The organism is Bradyrhizobium zhengyangense (assembly GCF_022012555.1).
GTDB classification, from domain to species: domain Bacteria; phylum Pseudomonadota; class Alphaproteobacteria; order Rhizobiales; family Xanthobacteraceae; genus Bradyrhizobium; species Bradyrhizobium zhengyangense.
This window is the reverse complement of sequence record NZ_JAKLTZ010000022.1, coordinates 14,003-29,528: the sequence shown is the minus strand read 5'-3', so window position 1 is coordinate 29,528 and position 15,526 is coordinate 14,003. Positions and strand designations below refer to the sequence as shown.

General features: G+C 63.7%; 16 protein-coding genes. 9 read left to right on the top strand and 7 right to left on the bottom strand.

The features are described from left to right. Positions 1–44 precede the first annotated feature (44 nt). From L6639_RS38530 to L6639_RS38515, 4 genes are all read right to left on the bottom strand, one after another. Positions 45–1,916, bottom strand: a complete 1,872-nt coding sequence (locus tag L6639_RS38530) for an AMP-binding protein (RefSeq protein ID WP_237866597.1) — start codon at positions 1,914–1,916, stop codon at positions 45–47. A gap of 44 nt (positions 1,917–1,960) precedes the next feature. Further along, the gene (locus tag L6639_RS38525) at positions 1,961–2,767 is read right to left on the bottom strand and encodes an enoyl-CoA hydratase/isomerase family protein (protein ID WP_237866596.1); all 807 of its coding nucleotides are present in this window, start codon (positions 2,765–2,767) and stop codon (positions 1,961–1,963) included. A 231-nt stretch (positions 2,768–2,998) separates the two neighbouring features. Then, a complete protein-coding gene (locus L6639_RS38520) occupies positions 2,999–3,757 on the bottom strand; it encodes an SDR family NAD(P)-dependent oxidoreductase (protein ID WP_128968562.1) in 759 nt (252 codons plus the stop codon). A gap of 59 nt (positions 3,758–3,816) precedes the next feature. Continuing rightward, positions 3,817–4,419, bottom strand: coding sequence for a TetR family transcriptional regulator (locus tag L6639_RS38515; protein ID WP_237866594.1), 603 nt, complete (start codon positions 4,417–4,419; stop codon positions 3,817–3,819). 207 nt (positions 4,420–4,626) lie between these two features. On the opposite strand from L6639_RS38515, the gene L6639_RS38510 reads away from it, so the two are divergent. Together L6639_RS38510 and L6639_RS38505 are read left to right on the top strand one after the other, a co-directional pair. Next, positions 4,627–5,799, top strand: a complete 1,173-nt coding sequence (locus L6639_RS38510; RefSeq protein WP_237866590.1) for an acetyl-CoA C-acetyltransferase — start codon at positions 4,627–4,629, stop codon at positions 5,797–5,799. Positions 5,800–5,900: 101 nt separating this feature from the next. Further along, positions 5,901–7,445: an acyl-CoA synthetase gene (locus tag L6639_RS38505; RefSeq protein WP_237866589.1), complete on the top strand. Its 1,545-nt coding sequence runs from the start codon at positions 5,901–5,903 to the stop codon at positions 7,443–7,445. A gap of 3 nt (positions 7,446–7,448) precedes the next feature. On the opposite strand, the gene L6639_RS38500 is transcribed toward L6639_RS38505, so the two are convergent. Further along, positions 7,449–7,991 carry a methylated-DNA--[protein]-cysteine S-methyltransferase gene (locus L6639_RS38500; protein ID WP_237866587.1) on the bottom strand — a complete coding sequence of 181 codons (543 nt, stop codon included), beginning with the start codon at positions 7,989–7,991 and terminating at the stop codon, positions 7,449–7,451. Positions 7,992–8,129: 138 nt separating this feature from the next. On the opposite strand from L6639_RS38500, the gene L6639_RS38495 reads away from it, so the two are divergent. Continuing rightward, the gene (locus L6639_RS38495; protein WP_237866586.1) at positions 8,130–8,948 is read left to right on the top strand and encodes an alpha/beta fold hydrolase; all 819 of its coding nucleotides are present in this window, start codon (positions 8,130–8,132) and stop codon (positions 8,946–8,948) included. Positions 8,949–8,951: 3 nt separating this feature from the next. Further along, on the top strand, positions 8,952–9,764 hold the full coding sequence (locus L6639_RS38490) for an alpha/beta fold hydrolase (protein WP_237866585.1): 813 nt from the start codon (positions 8,952–8,954) through the stop codon (positions 9,762–9,764). Between the two features lie 27 nt (positions 9,765–9,791). On the opposite strand, the gene L6639_RS38485 is transcribed toward L6639_RS38490, so the two are convergent. Beyond that, a complete protein-coding gene (locus L6639_RS38485) occupies positions 9,792–10,262 on the bottom strand; it encodes a carboxymuconolactone decarboxylase family protein (protein ID WP_237866584.1) in 471 nt (156 codons plus the stop codon). A gap of 84 nt (positions 10,263–10,346) precedes the next feature. Here L6639_RS38485 and L6639_RS38480 point away from each other — a divergent pair, with 84 nt between their 5' ends. The 5 genes from L6639_RS38480 (at position 10,347) to L6639_RS38460 (ending at position 14,853) form a co-directional block, all read left to right on the top strand. Continuing rightward, positions 10,347–11,204 (top strand): sigma-70 family RNA polymerase sigma factor, encoded by an 858-nt coding sequence (locus tag L6639_RS38480; protein WP_237866583.1) that lies wholly within the window; start codon positions 10,347–10,349, stop codon positions 11,202–11,204. A gap of 154 nt (positions 11,205–11,358) precedes the next feature. Continuing rightward, a complete protein-coding gene (locus L6639_RS38475; protein ID WP_237866582.1) occupies positions 11,359–12,036 on the top strand; it encodes a GntR family transcriptional regulator in 678 nt (225 codons plus the stop codon). A 144-nt stretch (positions 12,037–12,180) separates the two neighbouring features. Further along, positions 12,181–12,981 carry a phytanoyl-CoA dioxygenase family protein gene (locus tag L6639_RS38470; RefSeq protein WP_237866581.1) on the top strand — a complete coding sequence of 267 codons (801 nt, stop codon included), beginning with the start codon at positions 12,181–12,183 and terminating at the stop codon, positions 12,979–12,981. 145 nt (positions 12,982–13,126) lie between these two features. Next, complete coding sequence (locus L6639_RS38465; protein WP_237866580.1) at positions 13,127–14,458, top strand: NAD(P)H-dependent oxidoreductase; 1,332 nt, start codon at positions 13,127–13,129, stop codon at positions 14,456–14,458. Continuing rightward, positions 14,455–14,853, top strand: a complete 399-nt coding sequence (locus L6639_RS38460) for a VOC family protein (protein ID WP_237866579.1) — start codon at positions 14,455–14,457, stop codon at positions 14,851–14,853. The genes L6639_RS38465 and L6639_RS38460 overlap by 4 nt, the downstream gene beginning before the upstream one ends. Positions 14,854–14,860: 7 nt before the next feature. On the opposite strand, the gene L6639_RS38455 is transcribed toward L6639_RS38460, so the two are convergent. After that, positions 14,861–15,514: a L,D-transpeptidase gene (locus L6639_RS38455; RefSeq protein ID WP_249798528.1), complete on the bottom strand. Its 654-nt coding sequence runs from the start codon at positions 15,512–15,514 to the stop codon at positions 14,861–14,863. Positions 15,515–15,526 lie beyond the last annotated feature (12 nt).

Here is a 15,526-nt window from a genome sequence, read left to right as displayed (position 1 = left end):
CGCGCTGCGCGCGCCCCGGAATGACGAGTGGAGAGAGAAGTGCTTCATCGCAGCACGATCACATCCTGATCCGGTTTGTCCGCATAGAGCCGCTCGACCAGCGCCGCGCGGCGCTCGAGGCCGGCGCGCTGGTTGATATAGCCCTTGTCGGTGAGCTCGTTGCCGTCGATCGAAGGCGGCTCGACCATCAGCATCGCGCGCGCGATGATACGGCTGCTGGCGCCCTCGCATTCCTTGTTGTGGGCCTGGAGGCCGCGATTGAAGCACGCAATCACCTCGGGATGCTTCACCGCATCCTCGAAGCTGAGATCGGGATTGCCGACGAGCTGGCGGCATGCATGCAGGTTCGGCCAGGCAAGGAGCCCGATGAAAGCGCGATCCTGCCCTGCAACCAGCGCGTCATGCACGACCGGCGTCGCCGCCGCGATCGCGTCGGTGCGGAGCGAGCCGACATGAACGAACGTGCCGGTGGTGAGCTTGAAGTCCTCGACGACCCGACCCGCAAAGATGATGCCCTTCACCGGATCGTTGTCGTCGACGAAAATGCCGGCGTCGCCGATGCAGTAAAAGCCTTCTTCGTCGAACATCTTCTTGGTGAGATCGGGCTGGCCGAAATAGCCAGGCGTGACGTTGACGCCGCGCAGCCGCAACTCGTATTTCGAGCCGCACGGCACCATCTTCAGCTCGACGCCGGGGAACGGCAGGCCGATCAGGCCGACGCGTTCGGTGTCCCAATAGGTGCCGGTCGAAGTCGGCGCGGTCTCGGTCGAACCCCAGCCAGTGTAGAACACGATGCGCTCACCGGTGGTCTTGACCGCAAGCGCCTGCATGCGATCGTAGAGATCGTCGGGCAGCCGCGCACCGCCATAGGCCATAATCGAAAGGTTCTTGAAGAAGGAGCGGCACAGCGCGTCGTCCTTTTCCATCGCCGCCGCCAGCGCAGCATAGCCGGCCGGCACGTTGGCATAATAAGTCGGCGAGATCTCGCGGAGATTCCTGATCGTCTCCTCGAGCTGTCCCGGCATCGGCCGGCCGTCGTCGATATAGAGCGTGCCGCCATCGACCAGCACCGGATGGAACGCGGCATTGCCGCCCATGGTGTGATTCCACGGCATCCAGTCCAGCACCACCGGCAGCGGACCGCCCGGGATGCGCGGCCGCACCTGCATCATCATCGCGGCATTGGCGCACATCATCTCTTGCGTATTGATGACGGCCTTGGGCATGCCGGTCGAGCCCGACGTGAACAGCAACTTGCCGACGGTGTCGGGCGTGATCTTCGCGATCGACTCCTCGACATCCTTCGTCACAGGTGTTGCCGCAAGGTCGGCAAAGCTGACGCTCTTGACGCCCTCACAGGGCCGGGAGACGTGCACGACAGTGACGCCGGTGAGATCGAGGGCTTTCAGCGCCTTTTCGAAGGTCGGGCCGTCCTGCACCATCACCACAGCCGGCTTGATCAGGTCAAACAGATACTTCAGCTTGACGTGATCATGGCTCATCAAGGAGTAAGCCGGCGACACCGGGGCCGCCGGGACGCGTGCCTGCATCGCCGCCTGCGTCATCAGCGCGTGCTCGATCGAATTGCCGGAGAGGATCGCGACCGGGCGTCCGTCGAGTTTGAGATTCAGCAGCGCCTGCGTCAGCGCATCGACCGTGCGCTTGGCTTCGCCATACGAGACTTTTCGCCATTCGCGGTTCGGGCCGCCGCGCTGCGCGAGCCAGATGCGCTCGGGCGCTTCCCTGGCCCATTTCGCCAGCGAAGCCGGAAGATGCTTTTCGTAAGCCTGCAGCGGAATGCGCGACTTCAGCACCACCGTGCCATCAGCGCGGCGCTCGACATCGATGTCGCGCGCGAGCCACTCGACCCTGCGAAAGGCGGGCTTTGACATCACCGCCGCCGCGCTTCCACTCATTTTGCGTCTCCCGGAATTTCTTGTCCTTTGCGGATATTCGTTGTTCAGCGCTTGATATAGACAGGCTTTCGCTTCTCAAGGAAGGCCCTGATGCCTTCCGAAAATTCCTCGGAGCGGCTGCACAGGACCTGGTTGCGGTCCTCCATCGCGATCGCGGCTTCCAGCGATCCTGCATCGACGCTCATGTTAAGACATTCCTTTGACAGGCGCAGCCCCACCGGCGAGGCCGTGATCATCGCATCGACGTAAGGCTCGGCGGCCGCGTCGAGCTTGTCTTCGTCCACGACCTCAGAGACGAGCCCGACCGCAAGTGCCCGCTCCGCGCCGATGAAGCGTCCCGTGAGGATCAGTTCCGACGCCACCGACACGCCGACCAGCCGCGGCAGGAAATAGCTGGTGCCGATGTCGCAGCCGCCAAGGCCGAGCTTGATGAAGGCGCAGTTCATCCGCGCCGACTTCGTCGCAATGCGAATGTCGGAGGCCAGCGCCAGCGCAAAACCGCCGCCGGCCGCCGCGCCCTGCACCAGCGACAGGATCGGCTGCGGACAGCGGCGCATCAGCATCACGATGTCGGCGATGCGTCGCTGCGAATCCAGCGACTCCGTGACGCCAGGCGGCTCCTGCTGCCCGGCGCGGCGCGCCATCGCCGCCTTCAGATCGAGGCCGGCGCAAAAATTCTTGCCGGCACCGCGTAGCACGACGACGCGTGTGTCGCGGTTGCGCTGGAGTCCCTGGAAATAGACGTTGAGCGCATCGATCAGCGCAGGATCGAGCGCGTTGAGACTGTCAGGCCGATTGAGCGTCACCCGGTCGACGCCGTCGTCATGCTCGATCAGCAGCGGTTGGGACATGGAAAGCCTCGTGCTAGCCGCGAGTCACGGCGCCGATTGCTGCGCCCTCTCCCCTTGTGGGAGAGGGCATGTACTTCGCTAGCCACATACTCGCTTGGGTGAGGGGTCTGTCTCCGTGGAGAGAACCTCTCATCCGGCGCTATAGCCGATGCAAAGCATCGGCGTCCTACTAAGGACGGCGGCCGGAGGCCGCCTATGCCACCTTCTCCCACAAGGAGAGAAGGGAAGAGCCTACCGCGGAGCCATGCGGATGGCGCCGTCGAGGCGGATGGTCTCGCCGTTGAGCATCGCGTTCTCGACGATGTGCACGGCGAGTGCGCCGTACTCCTTGGCATCGCCAAGGCGCGAGGGATGCGGCACCTGAGCGCCCAGGCTCTTGCGCGCCTCCTCATTGAGACCCATCAGCAGCGGCGTGAAGAATAAGCCGGGCGCGATGGTGTTGACGCGAATCTTCTGGCTCGCGAGATCGCGTGCGGCAGGCAAGGTCAAACCGACAACGCCGCCCTTCGAGGCCGAATAGGCGATCTGGCCGATCTGGCCTTCATAGGCGGCCACCGACGCGGTGTTGATGATGACGCCGCGCTCCTCACCAACAGGCTCGATCGTGACGAGGCGCTCGGCGAACAGTCGCAGGCAGTTGAACGTGCCGATCAGATTGACGTTGATGATACGCGCGAACTTTTCGAGCGGGTAGACGCCATCGCGGCCGACGATGCGCTGCGAACCGCCGATGCCGGCGCAGTTCATCAGCACGCGAGCAACGCCATGCGCGGCTTCCGCCTTGGCGATCGCAGCCTTGATCTGCTCCTCGCTGGTGACGTCGGCATGAAGCGCGATGCCCTTCACTTCCGCGGCGACCTTCTCGGCGTTCTCCTTGTTCTGGTCGATCACGCCGATCTTGGCGCCCTTGGCCGCCATGGCGCGCGCGGTCGCTTCGCCGAGACCCGAGCCACCACCGGTGATGAGAACGGCTACGTCTTTCAATTCCATGACAGGCTACCTTTCCTTGGGCGTTTCTTCTCTAGACTTACTTATGAGTCCTGGCCGGATTATCCGGCGGCAGCAGCTTCCTCGGCTTGCGTGAGGATGCCACCGCAGATCAGCGTTTCCATGTGCTTGATGTATTGCCGGCAGACTTCGTCGGTGACCGGGCCGACGCCGGTCGCGCGAGACATCGCGTGCCGGCCGAAGAACAGATGATCGCAAGCGCCGATCAGGCTGGTGTAGAACAACACCGGATCGGTCTGTCGGAATTCACCGCGGCTGACGCCTTCGTCGAGCAGGCGGCGATGAAAGTCGAGCAGCGGCGCGACGAAGAATTTCGAGACTTCATCGGCGGAGCCGGCAACGCTCTCGTGCAGCAGATAATGGATCAGCCGGTTCATGTAAGGGAACCGGTGATAAGCGCGGATGATGCCGGCGATGTGCAGCTTCAGTTTTGCCGTCGCTGTAATCGGCTGCGCCAGCAGATATTCGAGATTGGACATTTCGGTCGCGGCATCGCGCGCGAGCAGCGCCAGCAGCAGGCCGTCCTTGTTGCCGAAATGATATTTGACCAGCGCTGCGTTGGCGCCTGACTTCTGGGCAATGTCGGAGAGCGAGATCTCGATCGAGGAGCGTTCGATCATCAACTCGCTTGCGGCCACGAGCAATTTCTCTGCCGTGGAATTTCTTCCGCTAGGGAGCCTGCTCGGTACACTGGTAGTCACGGAGATCCCTTGTCCTCGTCGCCTCAAGCGGGCCGCAGATAAGCCCAAGCAGCGCCTCCCCACAAGAGTTAATTGATCGATTGACTAAACGATATCCCGGCCCTTAAAACCCCGAAAACCCAATTCAGAACAATCATGGGAGAGACCGAAATGGCCGAGGCTTATATCGTCGCCGCTGCGCGTACCGCGGGCGGGCGCAAGGGGGGCCGCCTCGCCGGCTGGCATCCGGCCGATCTCGCTGCCAAGGTGCTGGACGAACTGGTCGATCGCACCAAGGTCGATCCCGCGCTGGTCGAGGACGTGATCATGGGCTGCGTGATGCAGGTCGGAGAGCAGTCCAACAACGTCGCGCGCAACGCGATCATGGCCTCGAAGCTGCCGGAGAGCGTGCCGGGCACCTCGATCGACCGTCAGTGCGGCTCCTCGCAGCAGGCGTTGCACTTTGCAGCACAGGCCGTGATGTCCGGCACCATGGACGTGGTGATCGCGGCCGGCGTGGAATCCATGACGCGCGTGCCGATGGGCCTGTCCTCGCAGCTGCCTGCCAAGAACGGCTTTGGCAATTACAAGAGCCCTGGCATCGAGGCGAGATATCCGAACATCGTATTCAGCCAGTTCACCGGCGCCGAGATGATGGCCGAGAAGTATGGGCTGTCGAAGGATGACCTCGACGAATATTCGTTCCAGAGCCATCAGCGCGCAATTGCGGCCACCCAGGCGGGTCACTTCAAGAAGGAGATCGTGCCTCTCGAGATTGTCAGAGCCGACGGCAGCAAGGACACCCACCACATCGACGAAGGCATCCGCTTCGACGCCACGCTCGAAGGCATCAAGGGCGTCAAGCTGATCGCCGAGAACGGCAAGCTGACTGCCGCCAGCGCCAGCCAGATCTGCGACGGCGCCTCGGGCGTCATGGTCGTCAACGAGCGCGGCCTCAAGCAGCTCGGTGTGAAGCCGCTCGCACGCATCCACCACTTGACCATGACCGGCGGCGATCCCGTCATCATGCTCGATGCGCCGCTGCACGCCACCAAGAAGGCGCTGGAGAAGGCCGGCATGAAGGTCGACGACATCGACCTGTTCGAGGTCAACGAGGCCTTCGCCTCGGTGCCGACGGGCTGGCTGAAGACCACCGGTGCCGATCCAGCGCGCCTCAACGTCAATGGCGGCGCCATCGCACTCGGTCATCCACTCGGCGGCTCCGGCACCAAGCTGATGACGACGCTGGTCCACGCGCTGCACCAGCGCGGCAAGCGCTATGGTCTCCAGACCATGTGCGAAGGCGGCGGAATGGCCAACGTGACGATCGTCGAACGACTGTAAGAAGAAAAGCGAAGAACAAATGGCGAGTGGTGACTGGTGATGGGGAGTGGCTTCCGCCCCTATCGCCATTCACCGCTCGCCTCTTTTTTTTAGGAAACGCCATGACGCATCCGTCCATCTACGCGAAGAGCACGCCTGACAAGATCGCCTACCAGATGGCCGGGACCGGCAAGGCGATCACCTATCGCGAGCTCGACGAACTCTCGAACCAGGGCGCGCAGCTGTTCCGCTCGCTCGGCTTGAAAGCCGGCGACCACATCGCGCTGTTGATGGAGAACCGCCTCGCCTTCATGGAGATCTGCTGGGCCGCGCAACGCAGCGGGCTCTATTACACCGCGATCAGCCGCTACCTGAAGCAGGACGAGATCGACTACATCATCGGCGATTGCGGCGCCAAGGTCGTGATCACCACGCCGAAATGCGCTGAGCAGATCAAGGACCTGGTCAAGGGCGCACCGGGCGAACCGATCTTCTACATGGTCGACGAGCCCCTGCCCGGCTTCCGCTCCTACGACAAAGAGGCAGCGGCGCAACCGACCACGCCGATCGCGGACGAGGTCGCCGGTTACGACATGCTGTATTCGTCGGGCACGACCGGCCGACCCAAGGGCATAAAGAAAGCGTTCGAAGGCAACAAGATTGAGGTGCCGAACGCATTCCTGCGCGTGCTCTGCGCCGACATGTGCGGCATGAATGCCGAGAGCACATATCTGTCGCCGGCACCGCTCTATCATGCGGCTCCTCTGCGCTTCAACATGATGGCGATCGTGCTGGGCGGCACCTCCATCATCATGGAGCATTTCGACGCCGAGGAATTCTTAAAGCTCGTCGAGAAGTACAAGGTCACCCAATCCCAGCTCGTACCGACCATGTTCGTGCGCATGCTGAAGCTGCCGGACGAGGTCCGCGCCAAATACGATGTCTCGACGCTGAAGGGCGCAATCCACGCCGCCGCACCCTGCCCGGTCGACGTGAAGGCCAAGATGATCGAATGGTGGGGGCCGATCCTGATCGAGTATTATGCTGGCTCGGAAGGCAACGGCGTCACCGTCTGCAACTCGCAGCAATGGCTGGAGCATCGCGGCAGCGTCGGCCGCGCCGTAGTCGGCAAGATCAAGATTTTGGACGAGAACGACGAGGAGCAGCCGGTTGGCGAGATCGGCACGGTGTATTTCGCCGACGCGCCAGCCTTCACCTATCACAACGACCCCGAGAAGACGAAGAAGGCCTACAACGCCAAGGGATGGTCGACGCTCGGCGACGTCGGCTATCTCGACAAGGACGGCTTCCTGTTCCTCACCGACCGCAAGTCCTACATGATCATCTCGGGCGGGGTGAACATTTACCCGCAAGAAACCGAGGACGTGCTGATCACGCACCCCGAAATCGCCGACGTCGCCGTGTTCGGCGTGCCGAACGAGGAGATGGGCGAAGAGGTCAAGGCGGTGGTGCAGCCGCACGACATGAAGAGCGCCGGCAAGCAGCTCGAGGCCGAGTTGATCGCCTACTGCAAGACCCGCCTCTCCGCCATCAAATGCCCGCGCTCGATTGATTTCGAAGCCGAGCTGCCGCGCACGCCGACGGGCAAGCTGGTGAAGCGGCATCTGCGCGACAAGTACTGGCCGAAAACCGCGGCGAAGATTTAAGGCTCAATCAAACAAACTCGGCGTGTGGTTCACCAGCGCGCCTTCGATCTCGAGCATCTTCAGCTTCGTCACCACGCCGCCATTCGCCGAAAAGCCGCCGGGCTTGTTGCCGGCAGCGAGCACACGGTGGCAGGGCACGATGATCGGACAGGGGTTGCGGCCGAGCGCCTGGCCGACGTCGCGCGACAACTGGACGCCACCGAGCTGCTTGGCGATGTCGCCATAGGTGATGGTCTTGCCGGGCGGGATGGCGCGGGCGATCTCGTAGACGCCGCGGTTGAACTCGGGAACGCCGTCGAGATCGAGCTCGATATCGGTGAGGTCGTCGCGTTCGCCCGCGAGCAGTTTGGTCATGCGGTCGATCGCGTGCTGCACCTCGGGAGTCGGCTCCGCCTCGGTGGCGTCGGCATGGCGCTGGCTGATCCGGGTGCGGATCTTCTGCTCGCCGCCCATCGGAAGCTGCGTGCCGTTGATGCCGCGCGGGCCCCAGGCGATGGCGCAGAGGCCGATTCTGGTGTCGAACAGGGCGAAATGCTGGTCGGTCATGGCTTGGTTCCTGGCTTGCGTCCTCTCGCATGCCCCCAATGTGATCTCGGTCTAAATCTAGGCTTGGAAATAGTTGCGATCCACCCGGTTTCCGGGAATCTTGCACAGGAGTTCCGCACACCTTTCCGCGAGCCGAGAATGCAAAGCCTCCACGTCCTTGGATACGACATGCCCTATCTCGACGTGGGCGAGGACAGAGACAGGCCGCCGCTGGTCTGCGTGCATGGCTCGCTCTCCGACTTCCGCGTCTGGGGCTGCGTGCTCGGGCCGTTGACGCAGCGGCACCGGATGATCGTCCCCAGCCTGAGGCACTTCTTTCCGGCCAAGTGGAATGGCGTCGGCGATACCTATTCGATCGTCCAGCATGTTAGTGACGTCATCGCCTTCATTGAGAAGCTCGACCTCGGCCCGGTCGATCTGATGGGCCACTCCCGCGGCGGCCACATCAGCTTCCGCGTGGCGCAGCAGCGGCCTGATCTGCTGCGGCGGCTCGTTCTTGCCGAGCCCGGCGGCGAGCTCGATGCGAGCCTTGATCCCGACTATGCTGGCGGCCCGTCGCCGCTGCTGGCGCGCTTCACGGCTTCGGCCGAGAAGATCGCAGCCGGCAATGTCGATGGCGGTCTCGCCGTGTTCGTCGACACGCTGGAGGGCGCCGGCACCTGGCCGCGGCTGCCGGCGATGGTGAAGCAGAATCTGCGCGACAACGCGTACACGCTGATCGGCCAGGTCCGCGACAACCGCCCGCCTTTCTCCAAAGCGGATGCGGAGGCGATTCTGATGCCGACGCTGTTCATCCTGGGCGCGCGGACCAAGGGCCTGCTGCCGAAAGTGCTGCACGCGCTCGCGGCACACGTACCCTATTCCAGGACGGCGATCATCCCGAACGCGACGCATCCGATGTTCGAGCAGGCGCCGCAGAAATATTCCGAAGTCGTCCTCGACTTTCTGGCGAGCTGAATCATGCAGAGCTTCCGCGTCAACGGTTACGACATGGCCTATCTCGAAGTCGGCGAGGGCCATCCGCTGGTCTGCGTGCATGGCACGCTCGGGGATTTCCGCACCTGGTATTCGGTGCTCGGCCCGCTATCGGCCAATCATCGCGTGATCGCGGTCAGCCTGCGGCATTTCTTCCCTGAACATTGGGACGCCGTCGGCGATGACTACAAGATGGCGCAGCACGTCTCTGACGTGATCGCCTTCATCGAACAGGTCGAACCCGGACCAGTCGACCTGATGGGCCATTCGCGCGGCGGGCACATCGCCTTCCGCGTCGCGCAGGCGCGGCCTGAGCTGTTGCGAAAACTTGTGCTGGCCGAGCCCGGCGGCGATCTCGACGCCAGCCTGCCGGTGCCGGAAGGCACGCCTGCCTACCCACCGCTCGCGGCGAAGACGATACGCTCGGTCGAGATGATCCGCGCCGGCGACATCGAAGGCGCGCTGCAAAATTTCTATGAAGGCATCGAAGGCGACGGCTCGTGGCGGCGCGTGCCGGCGACGGCCAAGCAGCAATTGCGCGACAACACGCTGACCTTCCTCGGCCAGATCAATGAGCAGCGGCGGCCTTACACGCTCAGCGATGCGCAGGCAATCAAGACGCCGACGCTGCTGATCGGCGGCGGCGCCACCACCGGCAGCCTGTCGGTGATGTGGCGCGTGCTGGCCGCGCACATCGCCGGTAGCAAGACGGCGGTGATTCCCAATGCTGGACACTGGATGTTCGAGCAGGCGCCGCTGGAGTTTGGCGAGGCGGTGAGCCGGTTCCTGACGGAGTAGCTCTCGCCTCGCATACAGGGAAAGGCCTCACACCTTCCAGACGCCGACAGGCATCTTGATGGTCGCGTTCAGCCGGTTCCAGACGTTGATCGTCGCGATCGCGAGGATCAGGGTTGCGAGCTCGCGCTCGTCAAAATGCTTGGCGGCCTCGTTCCAGATCGCGTCCGGCACCGGATCCTCGCGATCGGCAACGCGCGTGACCGCCTCCGTCAGCGCCAGCGCGGCGCGTTCGGCGTCGGAGAAATAGGGCGCCTCCCGCCAGGCGGAGACTGCGAACAATCGCTCGTCGGTTTCGCCCAGCTTGCGGGCGATCTTGGGATGCATGTCGACGCAGACGCTGCAGCCGTTGATCTGGCTGGCGCGCAGATGCACCAGTTCCAGGAGCTTTTCCGGCAGGCCTTGCTTGGTGAGGTTGGCGAGGGCTTGAAGGAGGTTCATGGCCTCGGGCAGGACCATCACCGGGTGATTCATGCGGGCGTCATCATGTCTCGTCTCCATAGATCGAATTTCGAAGGTTCCGGTCACATCTGCCGGATTGGCTTCGTCTTGGGCATGACGGATCGCGACGAGGGACTGTGACCGATGACCGAAGAAAATTTTCTGACCCTGCAGTTCGAGGCCAACCGCGACCATCTGCGCGCCGTCGCCTACCGGATGCTGGGCTCGCGCGGCGAGGTCGACGATGCCGTGCAGGAGGCGTGGCTGCGGCTGAGCCGCAGCGACACGTCCGACGTCGCGAACCTGAGAGGCTGGCTGACCACCGTGGTCGCCCGCATCTGCCTCGACATGCTGCGCGCGCGCAAGTCGCGCAAGGAGGATCCGATGGGCCCGCATGTACCCGAGCCGGTCGACGAGACGCGGGAGCGGGAGGCGGAGATGGCCGATTCCGTCGGCGCGGCGCTGCTGGTCGTGCTGGAGACCTTGCAGCCGGCGGAGCGGCTCGCCTTCGTGCTGCATGACATGTTCGCAGTGCCCTTCGAGGAGATCGCGCCGATCGTCGGGCGCTCGGTCGATGCCTCCAGGCAATTGGCAAGCCGCGCGCGGCGACGCGTGCAGGGCGTACCGGTGCCGGAGGCTGACCTGTCGCATCAGCGCACGATCGTCGATGCTTTTCTCAAGGCCTCGCGCGAAGGCGATTTCGAAGGATTGCTGGCGGTGCTCGACCCCGATGTCGTGTTGCGCGCCGACGACGCCGTGGTGCGGCTGGGCTCGCCGCCGGAGGTCCGCGGCGCGGTGGCGATTGCGCAACTCTACAAGGGTCGCGCCCAGGCGGCGCGCACCGCGCTGGTCGATGGCGCGATCGGGGTCGCTGTCATCCTCGGCGGACATCTGCGCATCGCGCTGCGCCTTACCTTCAACGGGGACCGCATCGCCGGGATTGAGGCCATGGCCGATGCAGAGCGGGTTGCCGCGCTGGATGTGGAGGTGCTGGAGAGCTGAGGCGGCCCTATCCACCGAAACAACCCCATGCACAGTAGACCGCTCTAATAGAATCAAAGGCTTACGCGACCAAAAAAGACAATATTGACGGGCTCGCCCTCTAACGATATCTTCGCATACGGAATTCTGTATTCCCTTTTCGGAGCCCGCCGGCGTGATTCCTCTCGACCCGCTCCCGAGCCTGATCGACCAGGTCTACGCCCGGATCCTGGAGGCGATCTCGGATCGCACGCTTCAGCCCGGCCAGCGCATCCGGCAGAACGAGCTCGCCGACAAGCTCGGCGTGTCGCGCCAGCCGGTGTCGCATGCGCTGCATCTGTTGCATCGTCAGGGCCTCGTCGCCGAAAGCGGCAAGCGCGGCTTTGAAGTCACCCAGCTCGATCCCGCGCGCATTCGTCAGCTCTACGAGGTGCGCGGCGCCATCGACGCGCTCGCGGCCCGGCTTGCAGCCCAGCGTGCCGCAACTGATGCTGCCGGTCGCGCGCGGCTTGAGGCGGCGCTCGCCGCCGGACGCCGCATCGATCGCAAGACTGCGCTCACGGATCTGATCGCGCTCGATGTCGAATTCCACCGCGCTATCTACCAGCTCGCGGGCAATCCCGTGATCGAGGAAACGATCACGCCGCAATGGCCGCATATGCGCCGCTCGATGGCAACCGTGCTGTCCGAGCTCGACTATCGCGGCAGCGCCTGGGCGGAACACGCCGATATCGCCAAGCACATTCTCTCAGGCGACGCTGACGCGGCCGAGCGCGCGGCGCTGGCCCACGCGCAGACGGCGGGACGGATGACTGAGGAGAGATTGAGGGCGACGGACGAGGTGGCGGCGTAGCTGCAACACGCGCCGTCATTCCGGGGCGGTCCGCAGGACCGAGCCCGGAATCCATCGGACGGCAGAGACTGAGGATGAATGGATTCCGGGCTCGCGCTTCGCGCGCCCCGGAATGACAACAAGAACAATACAGGAGGACGACCCATGAAACTGTCCCAGGAGCAATTGGAGTTCTTCCAACGCGAGGGCTGGCTGTTCCTGCCCGAACTGTTTACCCAGGAGGAGGTCGATCTCCTCGCGCGCGAGGCGGTCGGCATTTATGATACCAACCGGCCGGAGGTCTGGCGCGAGAAGAGCGGCGCGCCGCGCACGGCCTTTGCCGCGCATCTCTACAACGAGGCCTTCCGCATTCTCGGCGCGCATCCGCGCATGATCGAGCCGGTCGAGCAGGTGTTCGGCGAGCCTGTCTACATGCACCAGTTCAAGATCAACGCGAAATCGGCCTTCACCGGCGACGTCTGGCAGTGGCATCAGGATTATGGCACCTGGAAGCGCGACGACGGCATGCCGGAACCCCGCGCGATGAACATCGCGATCTTCCTCGACGAGGTGATGCCGATCAATGGTCCCTTGATGCTGGTGCCGCGCAGCCAGGACGCCGGCGATCTCGAAGCCTCCCATGACCTCGCCACCACCTCCTATCCGCTGTGGACGCTGGACGAGGACACGGTGACGCGCCTCGTCAAGCAGGGCGGCATCGTCGCGCCGACCGGCAAGCCCGGCGGCATGCTGATGTTCCACGGCAATCTCGTGCATGGCTCGAGCGGCAACATCACGCCGTATCCGCGCAAGATCGTGTACCTGACGCTGAACGCGGTCTCGAACTACATCCGCACCCCGACGCGGCCGGAGTATATCGCGCACCGCGATTTCACGCCGATCAAGACGGTGGCTGATGACGCGCTGGTACGGCTTGCAAGAGCGCCGCGGCAGGCGGCGGAGTGATCTGTCATTCCGGGGCGCGCCCCCTTGGGCGCGAACCCGGAATCAATTGGGCCGCAGAGACTGTGGATGGATGGATTCCGGGCTCGCGCTTCGCGCGCCCCGGAATGACGACGACCTTTGATTGTTGCACCTACGGATTTCCAACATGAACCTCTTCCGCCTCCTCCAGGCCCGCGCGTCCGCCGGAAAACCTGTCCGTGTCGCGCTGATCGGCGCCGGCAAATTTGGCTCGATGTTCCTCGCGCAGGTGCCACACACGCCGGGGCTCGAAGTGCCTATCATCGTCGACATCGACCGCGACCGCGCGCGCGAGGCCTGCCGCACCGTCGGCTGGGACGCCGAGCGCATCGCCAAAACCGTCTTCACCGATGACGGCGCACGCGCCATCGCCGGCGGGGCGATGGATGTGGTGGTGGAGGCGACCGGCAATCCCGCCGTCGGAATCCGTCACGCGCGCGCGGCAATCGCGGCGGGCAAGCACATCGTGATGGTGAACGTGGAGGCGGACGTACTGGCAGGCCCGCTGCTGGCCGAGGAAGCGCGCAAGGCAGGCGTGGTCTATTCGCTCGCCTATGGTGACCAGCCGGCGCTGACCGCCGAGATGGTCGACTGGGCGCGCGCCACAGGTTTTCGCGTCGTCGCCGCCGGCAAAGGAACGAAATATCTGCCTGCCTATCACGACGTGACGCCTGACGGCGTCTGGCAGCATTATGGTCTCACCGCCGGCGAAGCGCAGTCGGCCGGCATGAACCCGCAGATGTTCAACTCCTTCCTCGACGGGACCAAATCGGCGATCGAGATGGCCGCGATCGCAAATGCTTGCGCCCTCGACGTGCCCTCGGAGGGACTTCTGTTTCCGCCCTGCGGTGTCGACGATCTGCCGCACATCATGCGGCCGCGGTCGCGCGGCGGCGTGCTGGAGCGGTCGGGCGTCGTCGAGGTCGTCTCTTCGCTGGAACGCGACGGCCGGCCGGTGTTTCGCGATTTGCGCTGGGGCGTCTATGTCGTGCTGGAGGCGCCGAACGACTACGCCGCCGACTGCTTCAGGCAGTATGGCCTGAAGACCGACGCCAGCGGGCGCTTTGCCGCGATGTACAAGCCCTATCATCTGATCGGGCTCGAGCTGAACATCTCGGTGCTGTCGGCTGCGCTACGAGGCGAGCCGACCGGCCAGCCATACGGCTTCCGCGGCGACGTCGCGGCGGTCGCCAAGCGCAACTTGCGCGCTGGCGAAATGCTCGACGGCGAAGGCGGCTACACCGTATGGGGCAAGCTGGTGCCGGCAGCCACGAGCCTGAAGGCCGGTGCCCTGCCGATCGGCCTCGCCCATCGGCTCAAGCTGAAGCACGACGTCGCCCATGGCGAGATCGTGCGCTGGAGCGACGTCGAGTTCGACGCGAACAGCGAGACGATCAAGACGCGCAAGGCGATGGAGGCGGCGTTCGTTAAGCTCAGCCCAGGAAAGCAAATCGCATGAAAGCCCAGACTTTGCTTCGTATCGCGCGTCCCACCAACGATCTCGACGCAGTCATCGCGTTCTACAAGGTCGGGCTTGGACTCAGCGAGCTTTATCGCTTTGAACAACACGAGGGTTTCGACGGCGTCATGCTGGGGCGCACCGGAGAATCCTGTCATCTTGAGTTTACCCGGGCACACGGCCACGATGCGGGCAGGGCACCGAGCAAAGAGAACCTCCTCGTCTTCTATTTTCCCCTGAGATCGGAGTGGGAAGCGGCTGTCTCGCGCATGCAGCATCACGGCTATTGTCCGGTTCAGCCTTTCAATCCCTTCTGGGAAACACACGGCGTCACGTTCGAAGACTGCGATGGATATCGCGTAGTCCTGCAAAATTCCAACTGGCCTGACGAATGACAAGCTCCTAGAGCACCACGACTTTCGTGTGCAGAGGCACCTGCCCGTAGAGATCAATGATGTCCTGATTCATCATGCGGATGCATCCGGACGAGACCGCCTTTCCAATCGATTCCGGCTCGGTCGTGCCGTGGATGCGATAGCGGGTGTCTTGTCCGTCCCTGAACAGATAGAGCGCTCGTGCGCCGAGCGGATTACCCTCTCCGCCGTCCATGCCGCCCGCCCATCTGGTATAGCGCTTCGGCTCACGCGCGATCATCGCCTCGGTCGGGGTCCAGTGCGGCCATTCCCGCTTGAGCTGGATGTTCGCCGTGCCCGTGAATTCGAGGCCGGCGCGACCAACCCCGACTCCGTAGCGAACGGCCCTGCCGCCTTCTTTGACGAGGTACAGAAAGCGATTATGCGGATCGACTACGATCGTTCCAGGGGGCTCCGTCGTACGGTAATCGACGACTTGGCGCAGAAAGCGCGGGTCGACCGACGACACGTCGATCGCATCGACGGTGAACTTCTCCGAGGGTATCGCCGCATAATGCCCTGCGCCGGCCGAATCGCGTTCGGCAAGGCGGGGCGCATCGGTTGTAACGCATCCTGCCGCGGTCAAGGGAAGTGCGATCGCCACGAAGAGTGTCCTGGCGATTCTCTGAAAATTTGCGAGCATAAGTTGGAGTTC

Excerpts from the sequence above, each read along its gene's own strand:
- L6639_RS38490 (WP_237866585.1), top strand. The coding sequence starts at position 8,952 with ATGCAGAGCTTCCGCGTCAACGGTTACGACATGGCCTATCTCGAAGTC.
- L6639_RS38525 (WP_237866596.1), bottom strand. The coding sequence starts at position 2,767 with ATGTCCCAACCGCTGCTGATCGAGCATGACGACGGCGTCGACCGGGTG.
- L6639_RS38470 (WP_237866581.1), top strand. The coding sequence starts at position 12,181 with ATGAAACTGTCCCAGGAGCAATTGGAGTTCTTCCAACGCGAGGGCTGG.
- L6639_RS38520 (WP_128968562.1), bottom strand. The coding sequence starts at position 3,757 with ATGGAATTGAAAGACGTAGCCGTTCTCATCACCGGTGGTGGCTCGGGT.
- L6639_RS38455 (WP_249798528.1), bottom strand. The coding sequence starts at position 15,514 with ATGCTCGCAAATTTTCAGAGAATCGCCAGGACACTCTTCGTGGCGATC.
- L6639_RS38505 (WP_237866589.1), top strand. The coding sequence starts at position 5,901 with ATGACGCATCCGTCCATCTACGCGAAGAGCACGCCTGACAAGATCGCC.
- L6639_RS38485 (WP_237866584.1), bottom strand. The coding sequence starts at position 10,262 with ATGGAGACGAGACATGATGACGCCCGCATGAATCACCCGGTGATGGTC.
- L6639_RS38460 (WP_237866579.1), top strand. The coding sequence starts at position 14,455 with ATGAAAGCCCAGACTTTGCTTCGTATCGCGCGTCCCACCAACGATCTC.
- L6639_RS38465 (WP_237866580.1), top strand. The coding sequence starts at position 13,127 with ATGAACCTCTTCCGCCTCCTCCAGGCCCGCGCGTCCGCCGGAAAACCT.
- L6639_RS38500 (WP_237866587.1), bottom strand. The coding sequence starts at position 7,991 with ATGACCGACCAGCATTTCGCCCTGTTCGACACCAGAATCGGCCTCTGC.
- L6639_RS38495 (WP_237866586.1), top strand. The coding sequence starts at position 8,130 with ATGCAAAGCCTCCACGTCCTTGGATACGACATGCCCTATCTCGACGTG.
- L6639_RS38510 (WP_237866590.1), top strand. The coding sequence starts at position 4,627 with ATGGCCGAGGCTTATATCGTCGCCGCTGCGCGTACCGCGGGCGGGCGC.
- L6639_RS38480 (WP_237866583.1), top strand. The coding sequence starts at position 10,347 with ATGACCGAAGAAAATTTTCTGACCCTGCAGTTCGAGGCCAACCGCGAC.
- L6639_RS38530 (WP_237866597.1), bottom strand. The coding sequence starts at position 1,916 with ATGAGTGGAAGCGCGGCGGCGGTGATGTCAAAGCCCGCCTTTCGCAGG.